General features: G+C 42.3%; 21 protein-coding genes and 1 other RNA gene. 9 read left to right on the top strand and 13 right to left on the bottom strand.

What is annotated here, in order from left to right; genetic code table 11:
* Positions 1–27 precede the first annotated feature (27 nt).
* The 8 genes from era to rpoE form a co-directional block, all read right to left on the bottom strand.
* Entirely contained in the window at positions 28–1,002 is a 975-nt protein-coding gene (era, locus tag KO511_RS11125) for a GTPase Era (RefSeq protein ID WP_215987499.1), read from the bottom strand.
* The gene (gene rnc, locus KO511_RS11130; protein WP_215987500.1) at positions 995–1,672 is read right to left on the bottom strand and encodes a ribonuclease III; all 678 of its coding nucleotides are present in this window, start codon (positions 1,670–1,672) and stop codon (positions 995–997) included. The genes era and rnc overlap by 8 nt, the downstream gene beginning before the upstream one ends.
* Positions 1,673–1,687: 15 nt before the next feature.
* A complete protein-coding gene (gene lepB, locus KO511_RS11135) occupies positions 1,688–2,584 on the bottom strand; it encodes a signal peptidase I (RefSeq protein WP_215987501.1) in 897 nt (298 codons plus the stop codon).
* An 85-nt stretch (positions 2,585–2,669) separates the two neighbouring features.
* Entirely contained in the window at positions 2,670–4,463 is a 1,794-nt protein-coding gene (gene lepA / locus KO511_RS11140; protein ID WP_215987502.1) for a translation elongation factor 4, read from the bottom strand.
* A 105-nt stretch (positions 4,464–4,568) separates the two neighbouring features.
* A complete protein-coding gene (locus KO511_RS11145; RefSeq protein ID WP_215987503.1) occupies positions 4,569–5,039 on the bottom strand; it encodes a SoxR reducing system RseC family protein in 471 nt (156 codons plus the stop codon).
* Positions 5,036–6,001: a sigma-E factor regulatory protein RseB gene (gene rseB / locus KO511_RS11150; protein WP_215987504.1), complete on the bottom strand. Its 966-nt coding sequence runs from the start codon at positions 5,999–6,001 to the stop codon at positions 5,036–5,038. The genes KO511_RS11145 and rseB overlap by 4 nt, the downstream gene beginning before the upstream one ends.
* Positions 5,998–6,618: an RseA family anti-sigma factor gene (locus KO511_RS11155; RefSeq protein ID WP_215987505.1), complete on the bottom strand. Its 621-nt coding sequence runs from the start codon at positions 6,616–6,618 to the stop codon at positions 5,998–6,000. The genes rseB and KO511_RS11155 overlap by 4 nt, the downstream gene beginning before the upstream one ends.
* 26 nt (positions 6,619–6,644) lie before the next feature.
* Positions 6,645–7,223, bottom strand: a complete 579-nt coding sequence (rpoE, locus tag KO511_RS11160) for an RNA polymerase sigma factor RpoE (protein WP_215987506.1) — start codon at positions 7,221–7,223, stop codon at positions 6,645–6,647.
* A 401-nt stretch (positions 7,224–7,624) separates the two neighbouring features.
* On the opposite strand from rpoE, the gene nadB reads away from it, so the two are divergent.
* Positions 7,625–9,238 carry an L-aspartate oxidase gene (gene nadB / locus KO511_RS11165; RefSeq protein WP_215987507.1) on the top strand — a complete coding sequence of 538 codons (1,614 nt, stop codon included), beginning with the start codon at positions 7,625–7,627 and terminating at the stop codon, positions 9,236–9,238.
* 18 nt (positions 9,239–9,256) lie between these two features.
* Here the strand turns inward: nadB and KO511_RS22540 are convergent, their stop codons facing one another.
* Together KO511_RS22540 and KO511_RS11170 are read right to left on the bottom strand one after the other, a co-directional pair.
* Positions 9,257–9,655 (bottom strand): protein YgfX, encoded by a 399-nt coding sequence (locus tag KO511_RS22540; protein WP_354668159.1) that lies wholly within the window; start codon positions 9,653–9,655, stop codon positions 9,257–9,259.
* A complete protein-coding gene (locus KO511_RS11170) occupies positions 9,624–9,884 on the bottom strand; it encodes a succinate dehydrogenase assembly factor 2 (protein WP_215987508.1) in 261 nt (86 codons plus the stop codon). The genes KO511_RS22540 and KO511_RS11170 overlap by 32 nt, the downstream gene beginning before the upstream one ends.
* A gap of 185 nt (positions 9,885–10,069) precedes the next feature.
* Here KO511_RS11170 and ygfZ point away from each other — a divergent pair, with 185 nt between their 5' ends.
* On the top strand, positions 10,070–11,041 hold the full coding sequence (ygfZ, locus tag KO511_RS11175; RefSeq protein ID WP_215987509.1) for a tRNA-modifying protein YgfZ: 972 nt from the start codon (positions 10,070–10,072) through the stop codon (positions 11,039–11,041).
* Positions 11,042–11,602: 561 nt separating this feature from the next.
* Positions 11,603–11,809 (top strand): DUF1107 domain-containing protein, encoded by a 207-nt coding sequence (locus KO511_RS11180; protein WP_215987510.1) that lies wholly within the window; start codon positions 11,603–11,605, stop codon positions 11,807–11,809.
* A gap of 45 nt (positions 11,810–11,854) precedes the next feature.
* On the opposite strand, the gene KO511_RS11185 is transcribed toward KO511_RS11180, so the two are convergent.
* The 3 genes from KO511_RS11185 to KO511_RS11195 are packed head-to-tail and all read right to left on the bottom strand — an operon-like array spanning position 11,855 to position 14,871.
* A complete protein-coding gene (locus tag KO511_RS11185; protein ID WP_215987511.1) occupies positions 11,855–13,081 on the bottom strand; it encodes an FAD-dependent 2-octaprenylphenol hydroxylase in 1,227 nt (408 codons plus the stop codon).
* A 23-nt stretch (positions 13,082–13,104) separates the two neighbouring features.
* Positions 13,105–14,283, bottom strand: coding sequence for a 2-octaprenyl-6-methoxyphenyl hydroxylase (gene ubiH, locus KO511_RS11190; RefSeq protein ID WP_215987512.1), 1,179 nt, complete (start codon positions 14,281–14,283; stop codon positions 13,105–13,107).
* 12 nt (positions 14,284–14,295) lie between these two features.
* Positions 14,296–14,871 (bottom strand): YecA family protein, encoded by a 576-nt coding sequence (locus KO511_RS11195; protein WP_215987513.1) that lies wholly within the window; start codon positions 14,869–14,871, stop codon positions 14,296–14,298.
* 235 nt (positions 14,872–15,106) lie between these two features.
* Between KO511_RS11195 and KO511_RS11200 the strand changes: the two genes are divergently transcribed.
* The 6 genes from KO511_RS11200 to glpT all read left to right on the top strand — a co-directional run bounded on the left by KO511_RS11200 (position 15,107) and on the right by glpT (position 20,068).
* Positions 15,107–15,415 carry a cell division protein ZapA gene (locus tag KO511_RS11200; protein WP_215987514.1) on the top strand — a complete coding sequence of 103 codons (309 nt, stop codon included), beginning with the start codon at positions 15,107–15,109 and terminating at the stop codon, positions 15,413–15,415.
* Between the two features lie 22 nt (positions 15,416–15,437).
* Positions 15,438–15,620, top strand: a non-coding RNA gene (gene ssrS / locus KO511_RS11205) — 6S RNA.
* Between the two features lie 27 nt (positions 15,621–15,647).
* Entirely contained in the window at positions 15,648–16,235 is a 588-nt protein-coding gene (locus tag KO511_RS11210; RefSeq protein ID WP_215987515.1) for a 5-formyltetrahydrofolate cyclo-ligase, read from the top strand.
* A 64-nt stretch (positions 16,236–16,299) separates the two neighbouring features.
* Complete coding sequence (rpiA, locus tag KO511_RS11215; RefSeq protein WP_215987516.1) at positions 16,300–16,956, top strand: ribose-5-phosphate isomerase RpiA; 657 nt, start codon at positions 16,300–16,302, stop codon at positions 16,954–16,956.
* A 254-nt stretch (positions 16,957–17,210) separates the two neighbouring features.
* Positions 17,211–18,440, top strand: coding sequence for a phosphoglycerate dehydrogenase (serA, locus tag KO511_RS11220; RefSeq protein WP_215987517.1), 1,230 nt, complete (start codon positions 17,211–17,213; stop codon positions 18,438–18,440).
* A gap of 269 nt (positions 18,441–18,709) precedes the next feature.
* Positions 18,710–20,068: a glycerol-3-phosphate transporter gene (gene glpT, locus KO511_RS11225; RefSeq protein WP_215987518.1), complete on the top strand. Its 1,359-nt coding sequence runs from the start codon at positions 18,710–18,712 to the stop codon at positions 20,066–20,068.
* Positions 20,069–20,107: the final 39 nt, after the last annotated feature.

Consider the following 20,107-nt stretch of genomic DNA (forward strand, 5'->3'; position numbering starts at 1 on the left):
TGCGAGAACAATAACACTCGACTAAAGTTAAAGGTCGTCAATGTACCCCAAAGAGCGCAGAGCACGTTCATCATCAGCCCAGCCTGATTTAACCTTGACCCACGTTTCCAAATATACCTTACGACCAAACAACTCTTCCATATCTAGTCGAGCTTCTCGTCCTATGGTCTTAATTTTTTCACCACCTTTGCCGATCACCATCTTTTTCTGACCATGGCGCTCAACTAGGATAAGAGCATTAATATGAAAACCATCGGTTGCTGGATTATAATCGAAACGCTCCACCTCAACAGTGACTGAGTAAGGTAACTCTTCACCAGTGAACCTCATTAGCTTCTCTCGAACAATCTCAGATGCCATAAATCTCTGCGAACGATCCGTCACATATTCTTCTGGGAAATGATGAGTGGCTTTAGGTAAATGTTCACGAACATGATTGCGTAACACATCAATATTCTTACCTTGTTTAGCAGAAATAGGGACTACGTCAACAAAATCCATCCTTTTTGACACTTCCATCATATGGAGCATTACATCATTTCGGTCTTGGACGTTGTCGACTTTATTAATACACAATACAACCGGGAAATTCGACTTTTGTAACTTAGTCAAAACCATCTCATCATCTTTTGTCCAATGAGTCCCATCGACGAGAAAAAACACTAAATTAACATCGCTGAGTGATGAGTTAGCAGCTCGGTTCATAAGGCGGTTAATCGCACGCTTTTCCTCGATATGCAAGCCTGGTGTATCGACATAAATCGCTTGATAATCACCTTGGGTATCAACACCCATAATCCGATGGCGTGTCGTTTGTGGTTTGCGTGATGTTATCGAAATCTTTTGTCCGAGGATTTGGTTCAAAAGAGTAGACTTACCCACATTTGGGCGACCGACTATTGCAATAAAGCCACAATATTGGTTGTCTGGTGCGCTCTTTTCACCACTCGATGAAAAAAATGTATCGATATCAAAATCATTTTTGTCTGATGAATCAGTCATTGCTAAGTTGCTCTAGTGCTATTTCAGCAGCCGCTTGTTCTGCCTTGCGGCGACTGGTGCCTTTACCAACTACAGACGTCCCTATGCCTGCTACTTCACACGATACAGTAAACTGCTGATTGTGTGCTTCACCTTTAATATTAGTCACTGTATAAACAGGCAGAGGTTTTCTTCTCCCTTGTAAGAATTCCTGCAAACGAGTTTTAGGATCTTTTTGAGAGATACCGGGTTGAATAGCCTCAAGACGCTGGTGATACCAACTAAGAATAATTCTGCGAGCCACTTCAATATCACTATCAAGATAAATGGCCCCAATAACGGCTTCAACAACATCAGCGAGTATCGAATCGCGGCGGAAACCACCACTTTTTAACTCTCCAGGGCCTAATTTTAAGTAATCACCGAGTTCAAACTCTCTGCCTAGTTCCGCCAGAGTATTACCACGAACCAATGTTGCTCTCATACGACTCATATCCCCTTCATTAATGTCAGGGAAACGGTGATAAAGATCATCAGCAATAACAAAACTTAAAATTGAATCACCCAGAAACTCTAGGCGTTCGTTATGTTTTCCATGAGCACTGCGATGTGTCAGTGCTAAATGAATAAACTCAGCATCATTAAAATGATAACCAAGCTTTTTCTCTAATTTAGATATGGGAGAATTCATGCTCTCTCGATAAATTTAGTTAATACCACCGATGCGGTTAAAACGCACACCGGTCGGGATCCATGAGGGCAAAATACTATCGGCATCGCGCTCAAATTCAAAGCTTATCCATATAGCAACGGCCTTTCCTACCAAATTTGCTTCAGGGACAAAGCCCCAAAAACGGCTATCAGCACTATTGTCTCTGTTATCACCCATTGCAAAGAAATGCCCTTGTGGCACAACCCATTCTGTAGTGCCACTACGTGGGTAATACTGCTCAACAGGATTACGAGCTAGTGGATTGACCAAAATATTGTGTGCAATACTTCCCAATTGTTCCGACATTTGAATCTGCTGAACACCTCGGTCAATAAAATCACTTTCTTCGACGTTAAACAATTTAACAGGTTCACAGACTGACGTACCTGACTTTTGAATACATATCTGTTTATCGCTACTGTAACGAATAAGGTCACCAGGTAGGCCCACAACACGTTTAATATAATCAATGCTTGGTTGCGGTGGGTATTTAAATACCACCACATCACCACGTTCAGGTTTTCCAACTTCAACTAATTGATTGCGCCATACGGGGTCTTTTAAACCATAAGCGTACTTTTCAACCAAGATAAAGTCCCCGACCAACAACGTCGGCATCATAGAACCAGAAGGGATCTGAAACGGCTCATATATAAATGAGCGCAATACAAGAACTATCGCGATAACAGGAAAAATAGACACACAGTTTTCAATCCACCATGGCTGCTTAACCACTTTTTCTGTCACTGTAGCATCAAGCTCTTGAGTTTGTTCTTCTATAGTCGCAAGCTGTGCATAGCGTTTTTTAGCAAACAGCAACTTCTCAAGTACCCAAACAATACCGGTTACCAAAGTGACAATAACTAGAATTAATGAAAATGTATTCGCCATTGACTTCCCTTATCTCATAAACACGAAAGTGAAAGAGTCGTAACTCTTTCACTTAGCAATAGGTTAGCTTATCAGAAACTACTACCTAATCTTTACCAACATGCAGAATAGCAAGGAAGGCTTCTTGAGGCAGTTCCACATTTCCGATCTGCTTCATACGCTTTTTACCTTCTTTCTGCTTCTTCAATAGTTTTTTCTTACGACTCACATCACCGCCGTAACATTTTGCAATCACGTTTTTACGCAATTGTTTAACTGTAGAGCGTGCAATAATATGATTACCAATCGCTGCTTGAATAGCGATATCAAACATCTGGCGAGGAATAAATTCTTTCATTTTCTCCACCAACTGACGACCACGAGTTTGCGAATGATCTTTGTGCGTAATTAAAGCGAGAGCATCAACTTTGTCGCCATTAAGCAATACATCGACACGAACCATATCTGATGCTTCAAAACGCTGAAAGTTGTAGTCCAATGAAGCATAACCACGAGATGTCGATTTCAAGCGGTCAAAGAAATCAAGCACAACTTCAGCCATTGGAATATCATACGTTACAGCAACCTGATTTCCGTGGTAAACCATATCTACCTGAGTCCCACGTTTCTCTACACACAAAGTAATTACATTACCCAAGTAATCTGAAGGCACAAGAATATTACAACGCGCAATAGGTTCACGAATTTCTTCAATATCGTTGATCGCTGGAAGTTTTGCCGGGCTATCTACGTGCAGTAGCTCACCATCTGTTTGTTCAACTTCATAAACTACCGTTGGGGCTGTGGTAATTAGGTCTAAATCATATTCACGTTCAAGTCGCTCTTGGATGATTTCCATATGCAGCATTCCAAGGAAGCCACAGCGAAAACCAAAACCCAGAGCTGCTGAACTCTCAGGTTCATAAAATAAAGAAGCATCATTGAGGCTGAGTTTACCCAAAGCATCACGAAAGTTTTCGTAATCATCTGAGGATACAGGGAAAAGACCCGCGTAAACCTGTGGTTTAACTTTTTTAAAACCTGGTAAAGCCTCTTCACAACCATGCTTAGCAAGCGTCAGCGTATCTCCAACAGGAGCACCAAGAATATCTTTGATACCACACACTACCCAACCAACTTCACCAGTATTAAGCTGCGTTGTATCCTCTTGCTTTGGTGTAAAGATGCCTAAACGATCTACTCCCCACACCTGCCCTGTGCTCATCACCTTAATTTTATCGTTCTTCTTCAGCGAACCATTTTTAATGCGAACTAAGGAGACAACGCCTAAATAGTTATCAAACCAAGAGTCAATGATCAATGCTTGTAATGGCGCATCCTCATCACCTTCAGGCGCTGGAATTGCAGAGACAATATTTTCAAGTACATCTTCGATACCCAGTCCAGTCTTTGCAGAACATCGGGTTGCTTCCATCGCATCGATGCCGACAATTTCTTCAATCTCCTCAGCAACACGCTCAGGGTCTGCTGCTGGCAAATCAATTTTGTTCAAAATAGGAACCACTTCAAGGTCCATTTCAATCGCTGTGTAGCAGTTAGCTAAGGTCTGAGCTTCAACGCCTTGCCCTGCATCAACTACCAATAATGCACCTTCACAAGCAGCAAGTGAGCGAGAAACCTCGTAGGCAAAATCTACATGTCCCGGTGTATCGATAAAGTTGAGTTGATAAATCTCACCATCTTTAGCTGTGTAATTTAGTGTCACACTCTGGGATTTAATAGTAATACCACGTTCGCGCTCTAAATCCATTGAGTCAAGTACTTGAGATGCCATTTCACGGACACTCAATCCTCCACAGTCTTGGATCAAACGGTCGGATAGGGTCGACTTACCATGGTCGATGTGGGCGATTATCGAAAAGTTACGAATGTGCTTCATGATTTGGTGTGACTAAACTCTTAAATATAGGGAAATAAAAAGGCTGCATTACAGCAGCGCTTCAATAAAGTTGGCAGATTCTAACTAATTTCTAGACAATACGCACTAGCTAATTGGCTCACCTAGCACACGAAGCAATTTGACACTTCGTGATGAACGGAACTCAAGTTTAATAACCAACCGTTTAGCGCAATATATTCCAATAAGAGTAGAAAGTGCTGAAGTCAAAATGACCACCCCTTCACCAGGGCCGAAAATAGGGCTCAATAACCACTGGCCACCCAGTGCGCCGAGCATCATAGCAATCAAAGGGACTAGGTAAACTAGAGTAGCAGATTGCAAAATATCTTTTTCTGGCAAACCTATTTCGACAATCTGCCCCTTTTTAACGTACTGTGCTGTATCGAGTTGCCAATGTAGTGATTTACTACCAATAGCCTTAGACACTATTCCTGTCCCACAACCTTTTTGTGATGAGCAGCTAGAGCAACTCGTTTGCTGCTCACAGCTTAGTTCTACAGTGTAACCACTAGAAATTGGCTTAACTGAAGCAACCGTTGCTAACGCTATCATCACTGCGTAGTACTCACTTGTTTATTAATCGTCACCGACTGAGCAATACGCTTCGCTGTCGCTGGAGGAATATCACCAACTACAGATATTTCTTTAGTGCCTTTAACATAACTATGGAGCGTTCGTCGCCCTTGGCGTACTAATTGGCCTTTTAGAGAATAATCATCACTTTCTGACACATACACAGAAAAGCTGAACAACCCATCGCTAAACATCTGAGTTTCAACCATTCTGTCACTACTTCCCATCCTATAACGATTAAGTTCTGTTGATTCAAAGCCTTTGGGTATCCAATCCACTGTCCAAAAACTTTGTTCCAACTCACCTTTCGGTAAAGACAGCACACCAGGTAATTTAACCGTATTTAGTGTACTTAACACTTCAGCAATGTTGTCATTAACACTGAAAGAGATAGTTCGATATTGTTCAAGGACTTCACCATCCCGGTCAACTAAATCAGCTCTAATTGGCAACTTCGTTTGATCGTCAACCCATAAGATATAGGAATAGCGAAGGCCATCTTTTGAAGCAACCCTAAGTACTTGACAAGCGGTTCCTGCTTCTCGAGCACGTCCGACCTGAATAAAATCATAGTACTGACTCAGATCCTCAATATCACTATTCAAAAGAGGAATCGTAGGAGCAACAATATTACCAGATTCTATCGTAAACGGCTCAACCCCGGGTTCGATATAACTAACCTCATCACCACGCCTTATCACCTCTCGAGCAGGCCCACTGAGATAAACAAGATGAGCCAGTTGCTGACCATTATTTCGAGCATGGCGATACAAAAGAGGCTCGATACTATTTTTCTTAATCAGAATATAAGAAAGCTCATAGTTAAGGTGTTGACTGGCTTCGTTCATTTGATGCAACAACGCCTCTGCAGTTTTTTCTTCTGCAAAGGCGAGTGGCGAACTCAAACTGAACAGTGCTAGTACACTGGTCAGGATTTTATTCATTCAACTACCGTTTCTGGATTATCGTTATGATCTGAAACTTCGCTATTTAAACGCAGCTGCAATTCGTAATCTTGCAACATTGCATTAATTCGACGCCGCTGTTCCTGTACGTTGGTTGTACTGTTTGGCGTTGGTTGATCGACTGAACTACGAGTTAAACTCACTGGCTCAGCACTGCCAGTAAATGGAATAGTTTGCAACACAGGAAGCTGCTCTACATCGGCTTGTCCCGGTTCACTGCCTCCATATTGCTGCACACCAAGAATAACCACAAACGAAACACAAGCTGCTACTGCAACCTGGCCAAATTGGTTTAACCACGCGGGTAGCTCACGACGAGCCCTAACTGGATGTGGTTGACCAGAAGGTTGGTTAATTTCTGTAATATTATCAAGAGAAAGCCTAGTATGTGTGTTCTCTTTTTCCAAAGCAAGTGCGACGCTGTCAGCTATACACCAATCTCTTATTTGTGGAGCTTCATCTCGCATCGCATCACCAATTAAATGGTAATTGCTCCAAGTCTTAAGGCTAGATTGGTCTTGCTCTAATTCACTAATTAGAGCTTTATCAACCAACTCCCCATCCATGAGTGCTGAAATTTTCTCTTTGTCAGCCATTCTTTTCACCATTAACCTTACTGGCGTTAGTGTTCTATAAGAGGTTGAATTTTTTTCTCAACCGCTTCACGAGCTCGGAAGATACGTGACCGCACCGTTCCAACAGGACATTCCATTACTACAGCAATTTCTTCATAACTCAGACCATCAAGCTCCCGTAACGTCATTGCCGTTTTTAAATCATCAGGTAGAGCTTCGATCGCACTAAAAACTACTTGCTTCAATTCTTTTGACAACGTTAAGTTCTCAGGGTTCGAAATTTCTTTCAATGCACTACTTGTTTCGTAATATTCAGCTTCTTCAGTGTCTACATCCTGTGCTGGCGGCCTACGCCCCTGAGCAACAATGTGATTTTTAGCAGTATTGACAGCTATCCTATATAACCAAGTATAGAAGGCACTTTCACCTCGGAAACTCGGTATAGCACGATACGCTTTAATAAATGCTTCTTGGGCTACGTCAGGTACATCTCCAGGATTATTGACATAGCGAGAGATAAGATTACAGACTTTATTTTGGTATTTTATTACCAATAGATTAAAAGCTTGCTTATCTCCACTCTGAACTCGCTCAATAAGTACTTGATCGGTCAACTGCTCGTTCATTCGAGCGTGTACTCCTATTGTTATCGACCCCTACCTTACAGATATGAGCATTAATTATTCAAAACCTAGTATTGACACCACCGCTTACTTGAGCACTATTGTGACTCAACAATAAATATAAAGTTCAAAATTTCTGCCGAATTTATTTTAAAAACGATGAATCTATTACAATGTTACCCACAATTGTGGGGATGAAAGGGGCCAAAATCAATGTTATTTACAAAGAATTGCATTCATTCCAATGCTAATATGATTGGTCTACTCTGTGTTTTATCAGGGCTTAATTGCAATGTTTTAATCGACCTACAAACAGCAATGCTCTATGACTGATAACCTATGGTTGGCGCGGAACGGCACGATTTTATTTAAGAATTAAATTAACTCAGGAATTAAAAAGGTTTATGAACGCAAACCGTGAACATCAATGTGATGTATTAGTGGTGGGTAGTGGCGCAGCAGGTCTATCGTTAGCGCTTCGTGTTGCCGAGTACGGCAAAGTTATTGTGTTAAGCAAGGGAACGAGAAGCGAAGGTTCAACTTACTATGCTCAAGGCGGTATAGCTGCAGTCTTCGATGAATCTGATAGTATCGACTCCCATGTTCAAGATACTCTTATCGCTGGTGCGGGCTTGTGTGAACAAGAGACTGTTGAGTTTATCGCTAAAAACGCAAAAGCTTGTGTTCAGTGGCTGATTGATGGTGGCGTTCCATTTGATCGTGAAGATGGTGATAGCGATGATAATCCTCGTTACCACTTAACTCGAGAAGGCGGGCATAGTCACCGGCGTATCTTACATGCTGCCGACGCTACAGGCATGGCGATGCAAACATCTCTACAAGACAATGCTCACCACCACCCTAATATTACTGTACTGGAACGGCACAATGCACTGGATTTGATCTGTGCAGACAAAATTGGTGGTGATGGTACTAAAGTCGTCGGTGCCTATATATGGAACCGCAACCAAGAACATGTCGAAACTGTACGAGCAAAATTTGTCGTACTTGCCACTGGTGGGGCATCTAAAGTTTACCAATATACCTCCAATCCAGATGTCTCTTCAGGTGACGGGATTGCAATTGCTTGGCGCGCTGGATGCCGTGTAGCAAACATGGAATTCAATCAATTTCACCCAACTTGCCTATATCACCCAGAAGCGAGAAATTTTTTACTTACTGAAGCTCTGCGAGGAGAAGGCGCTTATCTCAGGCGACCAGATGGATCACGTTTCATGCCTGAGTTCGATCAAAGGGAAGAACTTGCTCCACGAGACGTTGTAGCAAGAGCCATTGACTTTGAAATGAAACGTCTCGGCGCTGACTGTATGTATTTGGATATTAGCCACAAGCCCGCTGATTTTATCGAGAAGCACTTTCCGACCATATACAGCCGTCTTATGGATTTGAGTATCGATATGACAAAAGAGCCAATTCCAATTGTCCCAGCGGCTCACTACACCTGTGGTGGAGTCATGGTCAATAAGCAAGGAGAAACCGATTTGTCGCAGCTTTATGCTGTTGGTGAGGTTAGCTATACCGGTCTTCATGGCGCCAATCGTATGGCTTCAAATTCCTTGCTGGAGTGTGTGGTATATGCATGGTCTGCGGCAAACGACATCATAGATAAAATGGCAGAAGCGGCTATACCTCCCACCTTACCCCCGTGGGATGAAAGCCAAGTTAGTTGCTCCGATGAAGAAGTCGTCATACAGCATAATTGGCATGAGCTACGTTTATTTATGTGGGATTACATGGGGATTGTTCGCACAGATAAACGCCTTGAACGGGCATTACGGCGCATTCAGTTACTTCAGCAAGAAACTCATGAATATTATAGTAATTTCAAAGTATCAAATAACTTACTTGAATTGCGTAACTTGCTTCAAGTAGCTGAACTGATGGTACGTTGTGCAATTGAAAGGAAAGAAAGCCGAGGACTACACTATACTCTCGATTATCCTGAATTAGAGCCAGATAGCAGCCCAACGATACTTTATCCTGAAAAACTAATATAGACATTCTAGAGGGGGAGCTTACTGCTCCCTTCTTAAAAACATTAGAAATTGTCGATAATGCCTATCAGAAACACTATCGCGCCACAAAATATATCTATCACCACTATCAAACCTCAATAGCACACCAAAACCTGATAAGCTCATAATGTGTTTCTTAATCCTAACCCTTTCGCCATTGAACTCACACAAACCAGAGCTTGATAAAATCAATTGACCTTTAATAGATTGAGTCAACCAACTGGACAGTAAATGATGTTTATACACCAAATTAATAAGGCAAAAAGTGATTGTCAGAGGCATATCAGAAACAACAAAACAGCAGCAAGCCAAAATCAAGACACTGATATTGGCCTGACAAGAAAAAAATGACGTTAAGGCAAGTAACCTAACGCACTTTGCTGAGGTTGTGGGCAACAATTTTATCGACCATTAAAGCATGAACTGAGTTATCACTTCGGCCGTGACCCATAATCCAAGTAAATAGATCTGGGTCGTCACACTCTAGAAGCGCGGCAAAATCGCGCTGTTCATCATCTTGGAGCTCTTCAAAGCACTCTTCAAAAAACGGCATAATGACGACATCCAGTTCCAGCATGCCTCGACGACATGCCCACTTAATACGCGCCTTTTCTTCCCGAGTATACATTTTAAATCCACCTTTTCGGTTGTTTGTAGCGAGTGTAACAATCAATAAATCACCCGACCACTAACTTAGTCACAATCCCGAGTAAGCTAACAGATTTATAATACTTACCATACAACTTGAAAGGTTGTTTATTGAGGTGTTTAAGCGCTAACATAGCAGCAATAAATAGCATTCAGGTAAAAATCATGGATTGGAAAAACGGTTTTGAACCACTGTCTCTATCAAGTACTGACTCTCTTCCCGAGCTTGCATTAACGCATTTAACATCATGGGGAATGATCACAGCAGAAGGAGATGAAAAAAAATCATATTTGCAGGGGCAGGTTACATGTGATGTGGTAAAACTCAATACCGACGAGAGTACTTTGGGAGCACATTGTGATGCCAAAGGCAAAACATGGAGCGTATTTCGCTTGTTTCATCATCGAGCTGGCTATGCGATGCTGCAACCTAAGTCAGCCATCACTCAAGAGCTTGCGGAGCTAAAAAAGTACGCCATTTTTTCCAAAATAGAGTTTCTGTCTAGTACAGATGTCTTACTCGGCCTAGTCGGAAAAACAGCCACTCAGGCTATAGACATTTTATCATCGCAACAGACTTCGGTCAGAGAGATAGACGGTGGCACTGCTGTTAAGATAGATGAGCAAAGATGGTTACTAGCTGTTAATGAAGCCACTGCAACAAAGCTGTGCCAAACGATTGAGGCACCAAAAATCTCTGAAGAGCTATGGACACTTCTAGATATTAAAGCAGCTACCCCCATTGTTTCCGCCTCAATACAAAGCGAACACATACCACAAGCACTTAATCTTCAAGCTCTTGGAGGAATCAGTTTCACCAAAGGATGTTATACAGGCCAAGAGACTGTCGCTAGGGCTAAATATCGTGGAATGAATAAGCGTGCCTTGCAAATAATAAAAGGTGATTGTGATGAACAATCCGGCGTATCCGGTGCAGAAATTGAACGCTCTGTGGGTGATAATTGGCGAAGTGCTGGAGCACTAATGACTAGCTATCAATTTAATGATGGTAAAGCCATCGGACTTATCGTTCTGCCTAATAACCTTGAAACAAACACTCAACTTCGTCTAGCAAACCAACCCGATTCAAGATGGACAATCCAACCACTTCCATACTCACTTGATGACGACGAATAACATCGAAACCAAGATAACCCGCTACCTAGCGCAGCGGGTTTCAATTAGGTTGTAGATACAACTACACAAAGAAGAATTCGCCAAATGCGACTCATAACGCAATAAAGACTTCAGTCTACGCTAACACCATTCCAAATTAATGCATCTTTAGCTAATTAACTACCTTTAGTAACAAGTCCAAACCTATCCTTGAAACTGCATAAAGACCTACTTATAAACTTAAAATCAAACAGTTAAAGTCATTACCTTATTATTCCATAGTCAATTTATGCAAAAAATTTACCATAAATTGGCATGAAATAAAAAAATTAAACTATTCTTAAAACTGTCATAAATCTCGGGTTTACTATTTCGTAATTGAACAACCGAGATGAGTTCCATAGACAGAACATAACTAAGGAAAACATCACATAGAAATGGGTATTTATCTATAACTTTGCTTAATGGAGCACAAATACCCAAAAGAAACTCATTTCACTGCATATAACCCCATTAAAATCACGTTAATATTGGGTTGAAATTTGTATACTTGCAGTGCTTGCTACATATAAGGATCACTCTATGAGACTGTTTAAGCGCTACACACCGGGTATGATTGCTAAACACGTAAGTCGACTATTTAAGGGAAGGATTTATATTTGCGGTGTCGGTAAGTTTGAATTCGATAATGGGAAACTAGTTTTGCCAGAAAAAGCTGAAAAGCGCCATTTTAAAACGGTAAAGGAAGTCAATCAGGAAATTATGCGATTGCGTTGTGCATACATATAAAAATTATAGAGGGGCTGGTCAATACCAGCCCTTTGTCATTTAATATCAAACCATTTCTTGTTCAAGATATTTAGCTAAGACTGGTAAGTTACCTTTAAGTCCAAGAGCCCTTTTGATGATTTCATCTTTGGCTCCAGGAAGTTGTCCGACCAAAGTCATACCTAGCCCTCGCACAAGCTTTTTAGCTGGATTACTGCCTGAAAATAAGTCTTTAAAACCTTGCATAGACGCGATCATCTTGGCAGTTTCAGATTTACGCCAACGCTCATAACTACGAAGATTACGACGACTACCAATATCTTGGCCTTTACGCCAACTAGCTTGAACTTCCTGAGCAAGACTAGCAGCATCAAGTAGCCCCAAATTGACACCTTGCCCAGCCAGAGGGTGGATTGTATGAGCGGCATCACCGACTAACGCAACGCGATCCACCGCAAAATCACGAGCATAACGCATTTTTAGTGGAAATGAGGCTCGCTTGCCGATCACCTCACATAAACCCAACCTTGCATCGAATTCTGCCGTCAACACTTTGTTGAATTCTTGATCAGACATAGCCATCAAGTTTTCTGCTCGTTTGGGCTCAGTAGACCAAACTATTGAGCTCATATTACTTTGGTTCATAGGTAAAAAAGCAAGTGGACCTTGAGGAGTAAAGACCTGACGAGCTACCTTTTCATGTTCTTCAGCAGTCCAAATATTCGCTACCACGGCACTATGACCATAGTCCCAATGAGTGAGAGGAATATCCAACTGCCTTCTCAACCAAGAGTTTGCACCATCAGCACCAACAACAAGCTTCGCAGTTATGCCCTGCCCATTGGCTAAACTTAGCCACACTTCGCGTTCACCAACAGCCATAGAATGACATTGTGCGGGCATATGAAGGCTAACATTAGGTAGTTGTTTAACCCTCTCCAGTAAAGACAACTGAATCACTCTATTCTCAACAATATGACCCAAATCAGGTTGCGCAAGCTTCATCGCATCAAATTCAATACGAGCAAAACTGTCTTGCTCCCAAACTTCCATTGCAGAGTATGGTGCGACACGTCGTTGCTCTATCCCCTCCCATGCTCCTATATTACGTAAGATGATCTCACTCGAGCGGCTAAGAGCAGAAACACGGACATCAGGTAGGTCATTGATTTCATAATCTGGTATCTGGCTTTCAATCACAGCCACTCGCAATTCCGTGTCTTTGAAGGCAGCAGCGAGAGTTAGCCCTACCATGCCTCCGCCAACAATTGCAATATCAACGCTTTGCATCATCGAATCATTCCTCACTTAGGTTACTACCTAGCAACCAATCCTAGTGTTCTAATTAATAAAGGCGCTTTAAGCATCGACACATTATCCACTGCCATTAAACCCAGGTTACGAGCAACTCTGAGAGTAGGATAATCATTGGAAAAGATATGAACCAGAGATGACGTCAATGACGCGGTCATCGACCTATCCTGATCTCGACGGTGTTTATACTGACTCAAAACAGAGTAAGCGCCGGGATCATCTATTTCAGTCAAAATGGATTCAGTTAGTGTCGCTATATCTCGAATTCCTAAATTAAAGCCCTGACCAGCGATCGGGTGAAGTGCTTGTGCTGCATTCCCCACAATGGCAAATCGGTGAGACGTATTTTGCTGGCGATAGCTTTGTTGTAAAGGATAACAGCTTCTGTTACCAACTGCCTCAAACTCCCCTAAACGCCAGCCAAAAGCACTCTGCAGTGACTCTTTGAATTTAGCATCACCTAAGGACATCGTCTTCTCTGCTTGATCCGGTTCTAAGCACCAAACTAAAGACATCCTCTGTTCTCTCATAGGTAAAAGTGCTATTGGCCCCGACGAGGTAAAACGCTCAAAAGCTCGACCTTGGTGAGCTTGAGCTACTTTAATGTTTGCAGTAACCGCTACCTGTTTAAAATCATGCAAATCTTGTTCAACCCCTAACAGCTCGCAGCACGTAGACATAGAACCATCCGCTGCAACCAAAAGCTTACCTGCGAGCAATTGACCATCATTTAGTGTGATATGGACTTCACTTTGCAACCTTTCTATATGTTTGACTTGAGCTGGGCATAATATTTGAATCTGCTTGTGCTGGCTCACTTTGTTATTATAGTAGTGCCCAACGTCATTAAGCTCGACAACATACCCAAGAGCATCGGCCCCTACTTCTTGGCGATCAATTTCAGTCGCGCCTACATGACCACGATCTGATACGTGAATATGCTTTATTGCAGTCGCAAACTCGGACATTTGCTCCCAAAGATCAAATTGTTTGAGAATACTGATCGTCCCCAAAGACAAGGCAATTGAACGAGAGTCAAACCCAGGATGCGCATTATAGTCGACTTGATAAGGCTCAACGACAGCGATGGATAATGAATGCGCTGATCGCTTACTGATCGCTAGCGCTAAAGTCATACCAGCCATCGCGCCTCCGGCGATGACAATATCAAACTGCTTCATGAAACGTCCTAATTAATGAATAGTCGGGGCCTTCTGTTCTGCAGGTTTTTGACCAAACTCTGCATGAATCGTTAATACGCAAACCTTGATATGTTCAATTACTTGTTCAAGTAATTTAGCTTGTTCTTCCAGGTCATCCTCTTCATCAATACCTAACTTAGCAATTTCTTCTAAATCTGCGAGTGCTTCCTTAGTATTTTGGGAAGATTGTTTGATCTCCGCACCAACCAATCCAAGCCCTGAGATGTAATGACTGACCCATTCCGCGACACCATCTGCAATATCAAACAAACTGGCACTCGCCTCTTCATTAGGGATCAAAATAGAGATATTCATCGCTGAACTAGTCAGCTCAGCAATCGTCGCATCCAACGTCGTTTGAGCAAGTTGCAATGACTTCGCAGGCCAGCCCATACCATCATTGGTATAGTCAAAAATCATCGGCTGCCAACTCTTATCAGTTAAGCTCAGCCCACCACTTAGCATTCCGGCTAAAAGCCCGTGTAGCTCCGAAGGATTGACAGTCAAACCCGCAGTTTGAAGCTCACTTGCCAGTGTCAAATATTCTGGCAGTTTATATTCGCTCATACAGAGACCCAAAAATAAGTAAATAATATCGATTCTAGCATTTACTCAAGGTAGCGAAAACGAACGATTGCCCTAATGTGGGTAGCTTTTATACAATTTGTCTAATTAGTGTATTTTTATCCGGTAATTTTTCTCCTTCAGAGGGAAAAGCTTGAATCTTAACAAGCCTTTTCCTATAGTTTCCTCCTTGGTGATCATCTATATATCACCCCCAACTAACGTATTTAGAGTCGCTATGAGTAATCAAGCAGTTGAAGTTGAAATTTTAGGCAAGTTAACTCGGGTGAATTGCCCTACAGGGCAGGAAGAGTCGTTATGCAACGCGGCTAAGCAACTTGACGAACGTCTAAAAGATATGGCCTCTAAAACAAAAATCACTAACGAAATGCAATTACTTACTTTTGTGGCACTGAACGTCTGTCATGAATTGGAAAGCCGTGATACATTAGAAGTAGAGCAGAAAAAATCGTTAACCAACAAATTGGAACAATTGACGGCATCACTAACTACTGCGCTCAATCAAGTAAAGTTAGAGCAGCAATAAGTTTTAAAGCCTGAGACAAGAATTTACCCTGGAGTGTTCGTGAGGGGATTAAGTCCCTGAGCCGATAAGCAATAATTAAGGGTTGGTACTTGATAGCTATTGAGCAAGCTCGGCTTGAACCGAGAAGCCTACGGTTGTCATTGCTGATCCGCCTTGAGCCAGCTGGTTCAAGGGTCAAAATCTCCAACGGCACTCTGGGGTACCCTACACATATCCCACCAGTGGTATTCTTATGACACACTCTCGGCAATATTACCGCCAGTTGATCCGTACTCAACGTAATCAGCTCAGCCAAGAAGCTCAACAGCAAGCGGCCAAATCACTGGCAAAACACTTTTTAAGCTTACCCGAGATAAATCGAGCACAGCATATTGCCCTTTACCTACCTGCTGATGGAGAAGTAGACACCTCGTTAATAATTAATAAGTTAAGTCTTATCGGAAAAAGTATTTACCTACCCGTCATTCATCCATTCTCTGCTGGTCATCTTTTATTCCTTAGCTACGACTCAAGCACCACCATGGTCTGCAATCGCTATAAGATACTTGAGCCAAAGCTTATGAAAGATGACATCATACCTGTCAATCAACTAGATATTATTTGCACACCATTAGTGGCTTTTGATAAACAAGGACATCGCCTTGGTATGGGCGGCGGTTATTACGATCGTACTTTAGCACCTTGGTTTCACTATAATTCTGGGCCAAAACCTATCGGACTAGCCCATTCGTGCCAGGAAGTTGAACAACTTCCCATCGAATCTTGGGATGTCCCCTTACCGAAAATCGTCACCCAAAAACAAATCTGGGATTGGGAATAGTCCTTAATTGATTATATAATCCCACCCTCAAAGGTATACTTTCAACCCAGTTTAGGAGACGGGCATGACGCAAGATGAAATGAAAAAGGAAGCCGGTTGGGCTGCACTTGAATACGTAGAAAAAGGCAGTATTGTAGGTGTTGGTACTGGCTCAACAGTTAATCACTTCATCGATGCGCTGGGTAGCATAAAAGATGATATCAAAGGCGCGGTATCCAGCTCTGAGGTCTCTACAGACAAGTTAAAAGCATTAGGAATTGAAATTTTCGACTGCAATGATGTTGCTTGTTTGGACATCTATGTAGACGGGGCTGATGAAATTAATCCAGCACGTGAAATGATCAAAGGTGGTGGAGCCGCCCTAACTAGAGAAAAGATTGTTGCTGCCATATCGGATAAATTTATCTGCATTGTTGATGGAACCAAAGCGGTCGATGTTCTGGGAGAGTTTCCATTGCCAGTAGAAGTTATCCCGATGGCCCGTTCCTATGTCGCTCGTGAGTTAGTAAAACTCGGCGGTGATCCTGTCTACCGCAATGGCGTGGTGACAGATAATGGCAACGTTATTTTAGACGTTCACGGCCTTAGTCTCACCAACCCAAAACAGTTTGAAGATAATGTCAACGCTATAACCGGAGTCGTCACCGTGGGCTTATTTGCACACCGAGGGGCAGATGTTGTGATCACAGGTACCCCACAAGGGGCAAAAATCGAAAGTTAGTTTTCGCATTTTTTAGACATTTCATTAAAAACAGCACCGATAGGCGCTGTTTTTTTATCTATCTTATTAAAAATTATTCCATATTCTTTTATTTTCTTACCAAAATGTGTATTTTTTTGTTAATTTAATGAACAGAACACACATGACGAAAACGTTTGCGTCAGCAAAAGAACTCACGTAATGTTAGCTTTAATACCGTTATATAGCTTGTGCACTACTTAAGCCCCAAATTTAGATTTTTAAGGACGAACAACATGGCCAAAGTTTCACTGGAAAAAGATAAGATTAAGATTCTACTTCTGGAAGGACTTCACCCTTCTTCAGTCGAAGTATTACAGGCTGCTGGCTACACTAATATCGAGTATCACAAAGGTTCCTTGTCTGAAGAAGCGCTCCTTGAAGCGGTAAAGGATGCTCATTTTATTGGTATCCGATCTCGCACTCATTTATCTCAAACCGTCATTAGTGCAGCCGAAAAACTCGTGGCCATAGGCTGTTTTTGTATCGGAACAAACCAAGTTGATCTCAGCGCCGCTGCAGCTCGAGGCATTCCCGTGTTTAATGCGCCCTTTTCCAACACTCGCAGTGTTGCTGAATTAGTGCTTGGACAAATATTACTTCTACTGCGAGGCATCCCAGAGAAAAATGCCCTAGCTCACCGCGGAGTATGGAAAAAAAGTGCTGAAAATTCATACGAAGCGCGAGGAAAAAGACTCGGGATCATTGGCTATGGCCATATTGGTACTCAACTTGGAATCATTGCCGAAAACCTTGGAATGCGAGTTTATTTTTATGACATTGAGAATAAACTATCATTGGGTAACGCCACTCAAGTACGCACAATGGCTGAATTACTTAATAAATGTGACATCATTTCTCTGCATGTTCCAGAAACTGCAGAAACTAAAAATATGATGGGAGCCGAGCAATTTAAGTGTATGAATCCTGGCGCGATTTTCATCAACGCTGCACGTGGCACAGTGGTTGATATACCAGCTCTATGTGCTGCGATGGAATCAGGCCATTTGTCTGGTGCTGCCATTGATGTATTTCCAACTGAACCTAAAACCAACGTCGATCCTTTTGAATCTCCACTGCAAAAATTTGATAATGTTATTTTAACTCCGCATGTGGGTGGATCAACACAAGAAGCACAGGAAAATATCGGCGTTGAAGTGGCAGGAAAACTTGCCAAATATTCAGATAACGGTTCAACACTATCAAGCGTTAACTTCCCTGAAGTATCCTTGCCAGAACACCGTGATTGTTCTCGTTTATTACACATCCATAAAAACCGCCCTGGAATTTTGACCCAAATAAACACGATTTTCGCCGAAGAAGGGATCAATATTGCAGGTCAATATTTGCAAACCCATGCAGAAATCGGATACGTAGTTATCGATGTCGAAAGCAACCGCTCTGAAGAGGCACTGAAAAAACTCAAAGGTATCGAAGGCACCCTTCGAGCTCGTATTCTGCATTAATCTCTATTTCGCTGCCGCTTACCTAAGCGGCAGCTTTATTATCCACCCTCATTAATTTCCCCTAGCAAGCTCAAAAATTACGCTTTACTGCATCCAGATCCAAGTTCTCCTGATTAGATCACTCTATTTCATCAATATTTAACACTTATGTAGTATTTATCACAGAAATCACTTTTATTATTCATACAATGCCGAATTCTTTCGAACGAAATCATTTTTGCTCGTTCCATTTTCATTTATAACCATCGCACAATACAAAATGAGGTCCTATGTTTGGAATCTTCAAACCTAAGCCGCATATCGACAGACTCTTTTCAGGTCAGATAGATAGCACTTATTCACGCTTACGTTGGCAACTTTTTATCGGCATTTTTGTTGGCTATGCTGGCTACTATCTGGTACGCAAGAATTTTAGTCTTGCTATGCCCTACCTAATCGAGCAGGGTTATAGTCGAGGAGATTTAGGTGTCGCCTTAGCAGCTGTTTCAATTGCCTATGGACTATCAAAGTTTTTAATGGGCAGTGTGTCAGATAGATCAAATCCACGATATTTCCTAAGTGGTGGACTTTTGATGTCTGCGCTGGTGATGTTTTGCTTTGGCTTTATGCCATGGGCAACAGGCAGTATTACCGCCATGTTTATTCTTCTGTTTCTTAACGGCTGGTTTCAAGGTATGGGCTGGCCTGCCTGCGGACGAACCATGGTTCACTGGTGGTCTCGTAAGGAACGCGGCGAGATAGTATCGGTGTGGAACGTGGCACACAACGTAGGTGGCGGTCTCATTGGGCCTATGTTCTTACTTGGACTTTGGGCATTCAATGATGATTGGAGAAGCGCGTTTTATATCCCTGCGTTTTTTGCGACATTGGTAGCTGTTTTTATTTGGCTGACAGTTCGAGATACACCTCAATCTTGTGGACTCCCTCCAATCGAAGAATATAAAGACGATTACCCTGACGACTACGACAAGTCACACGAAAAAGAAATGACCGCCAAAGAAATCTTCTTTAAGTATGTTTTCTCAAACAAACTGCTGTGGTCTATCGCGATTGCTAACGCCTTTGTCTATTTAATTCGCTACGGCGTATTGGACTGGGCACCAGTGTACTTAAAAGAAGCTAAAGAGTTTACCGTTGATAAATCATCATGGGCCTACTTCCTTTACGAATGGGCCGGTATTCCGGGAACTCTATTGTGTGGCTGGATATCCGATAAGCTCTTTAAAGGTCGCCGCGCTCCAGCAGGCATTTTATTTATGGTCTTGGTCACTGTCGCGGTACTCGTGTATTGGTTTAACCCTGCCGGAAATCCAGCAATAGATATGGCTGCCTTAGTCGCCATTGGCTTCCTAATCTATGGCCCTGTGATGCTAATCGGACTTTATGCTCTTGAACTCGCACCGAAAAAAGCTGCAGGAACAGCCGCAGGTCTTACAGGTTTATTTGGCTACTTAGGAGGTGCTGTCGCCGCAAATGCTGTGTTAGGCTACACCGTCGATCATTTTGGTTGGGATGGTGGCTTTATCATCTTGGTCGGCTCATGTATCACATCCATAGTGTGCCTCATTTACGCCTTCTTAGGTGAAAAGGCGCACCATGAACAAAAACAAAAAGCCGCGCTTGCTTAAATCACGATGAAAGGCAGCTTAGCTGCCTTTGTTTTTATC

Source organism: Vibrio hepatarius (assembly GCF_018860525.1).
Classification (GTDB): Bacteria; Pseudomonadota; Gammaproteobacteria; order Enterobacterales; family Vibrionaceae; genus Vibrio; species Vibrio hepatarius_B.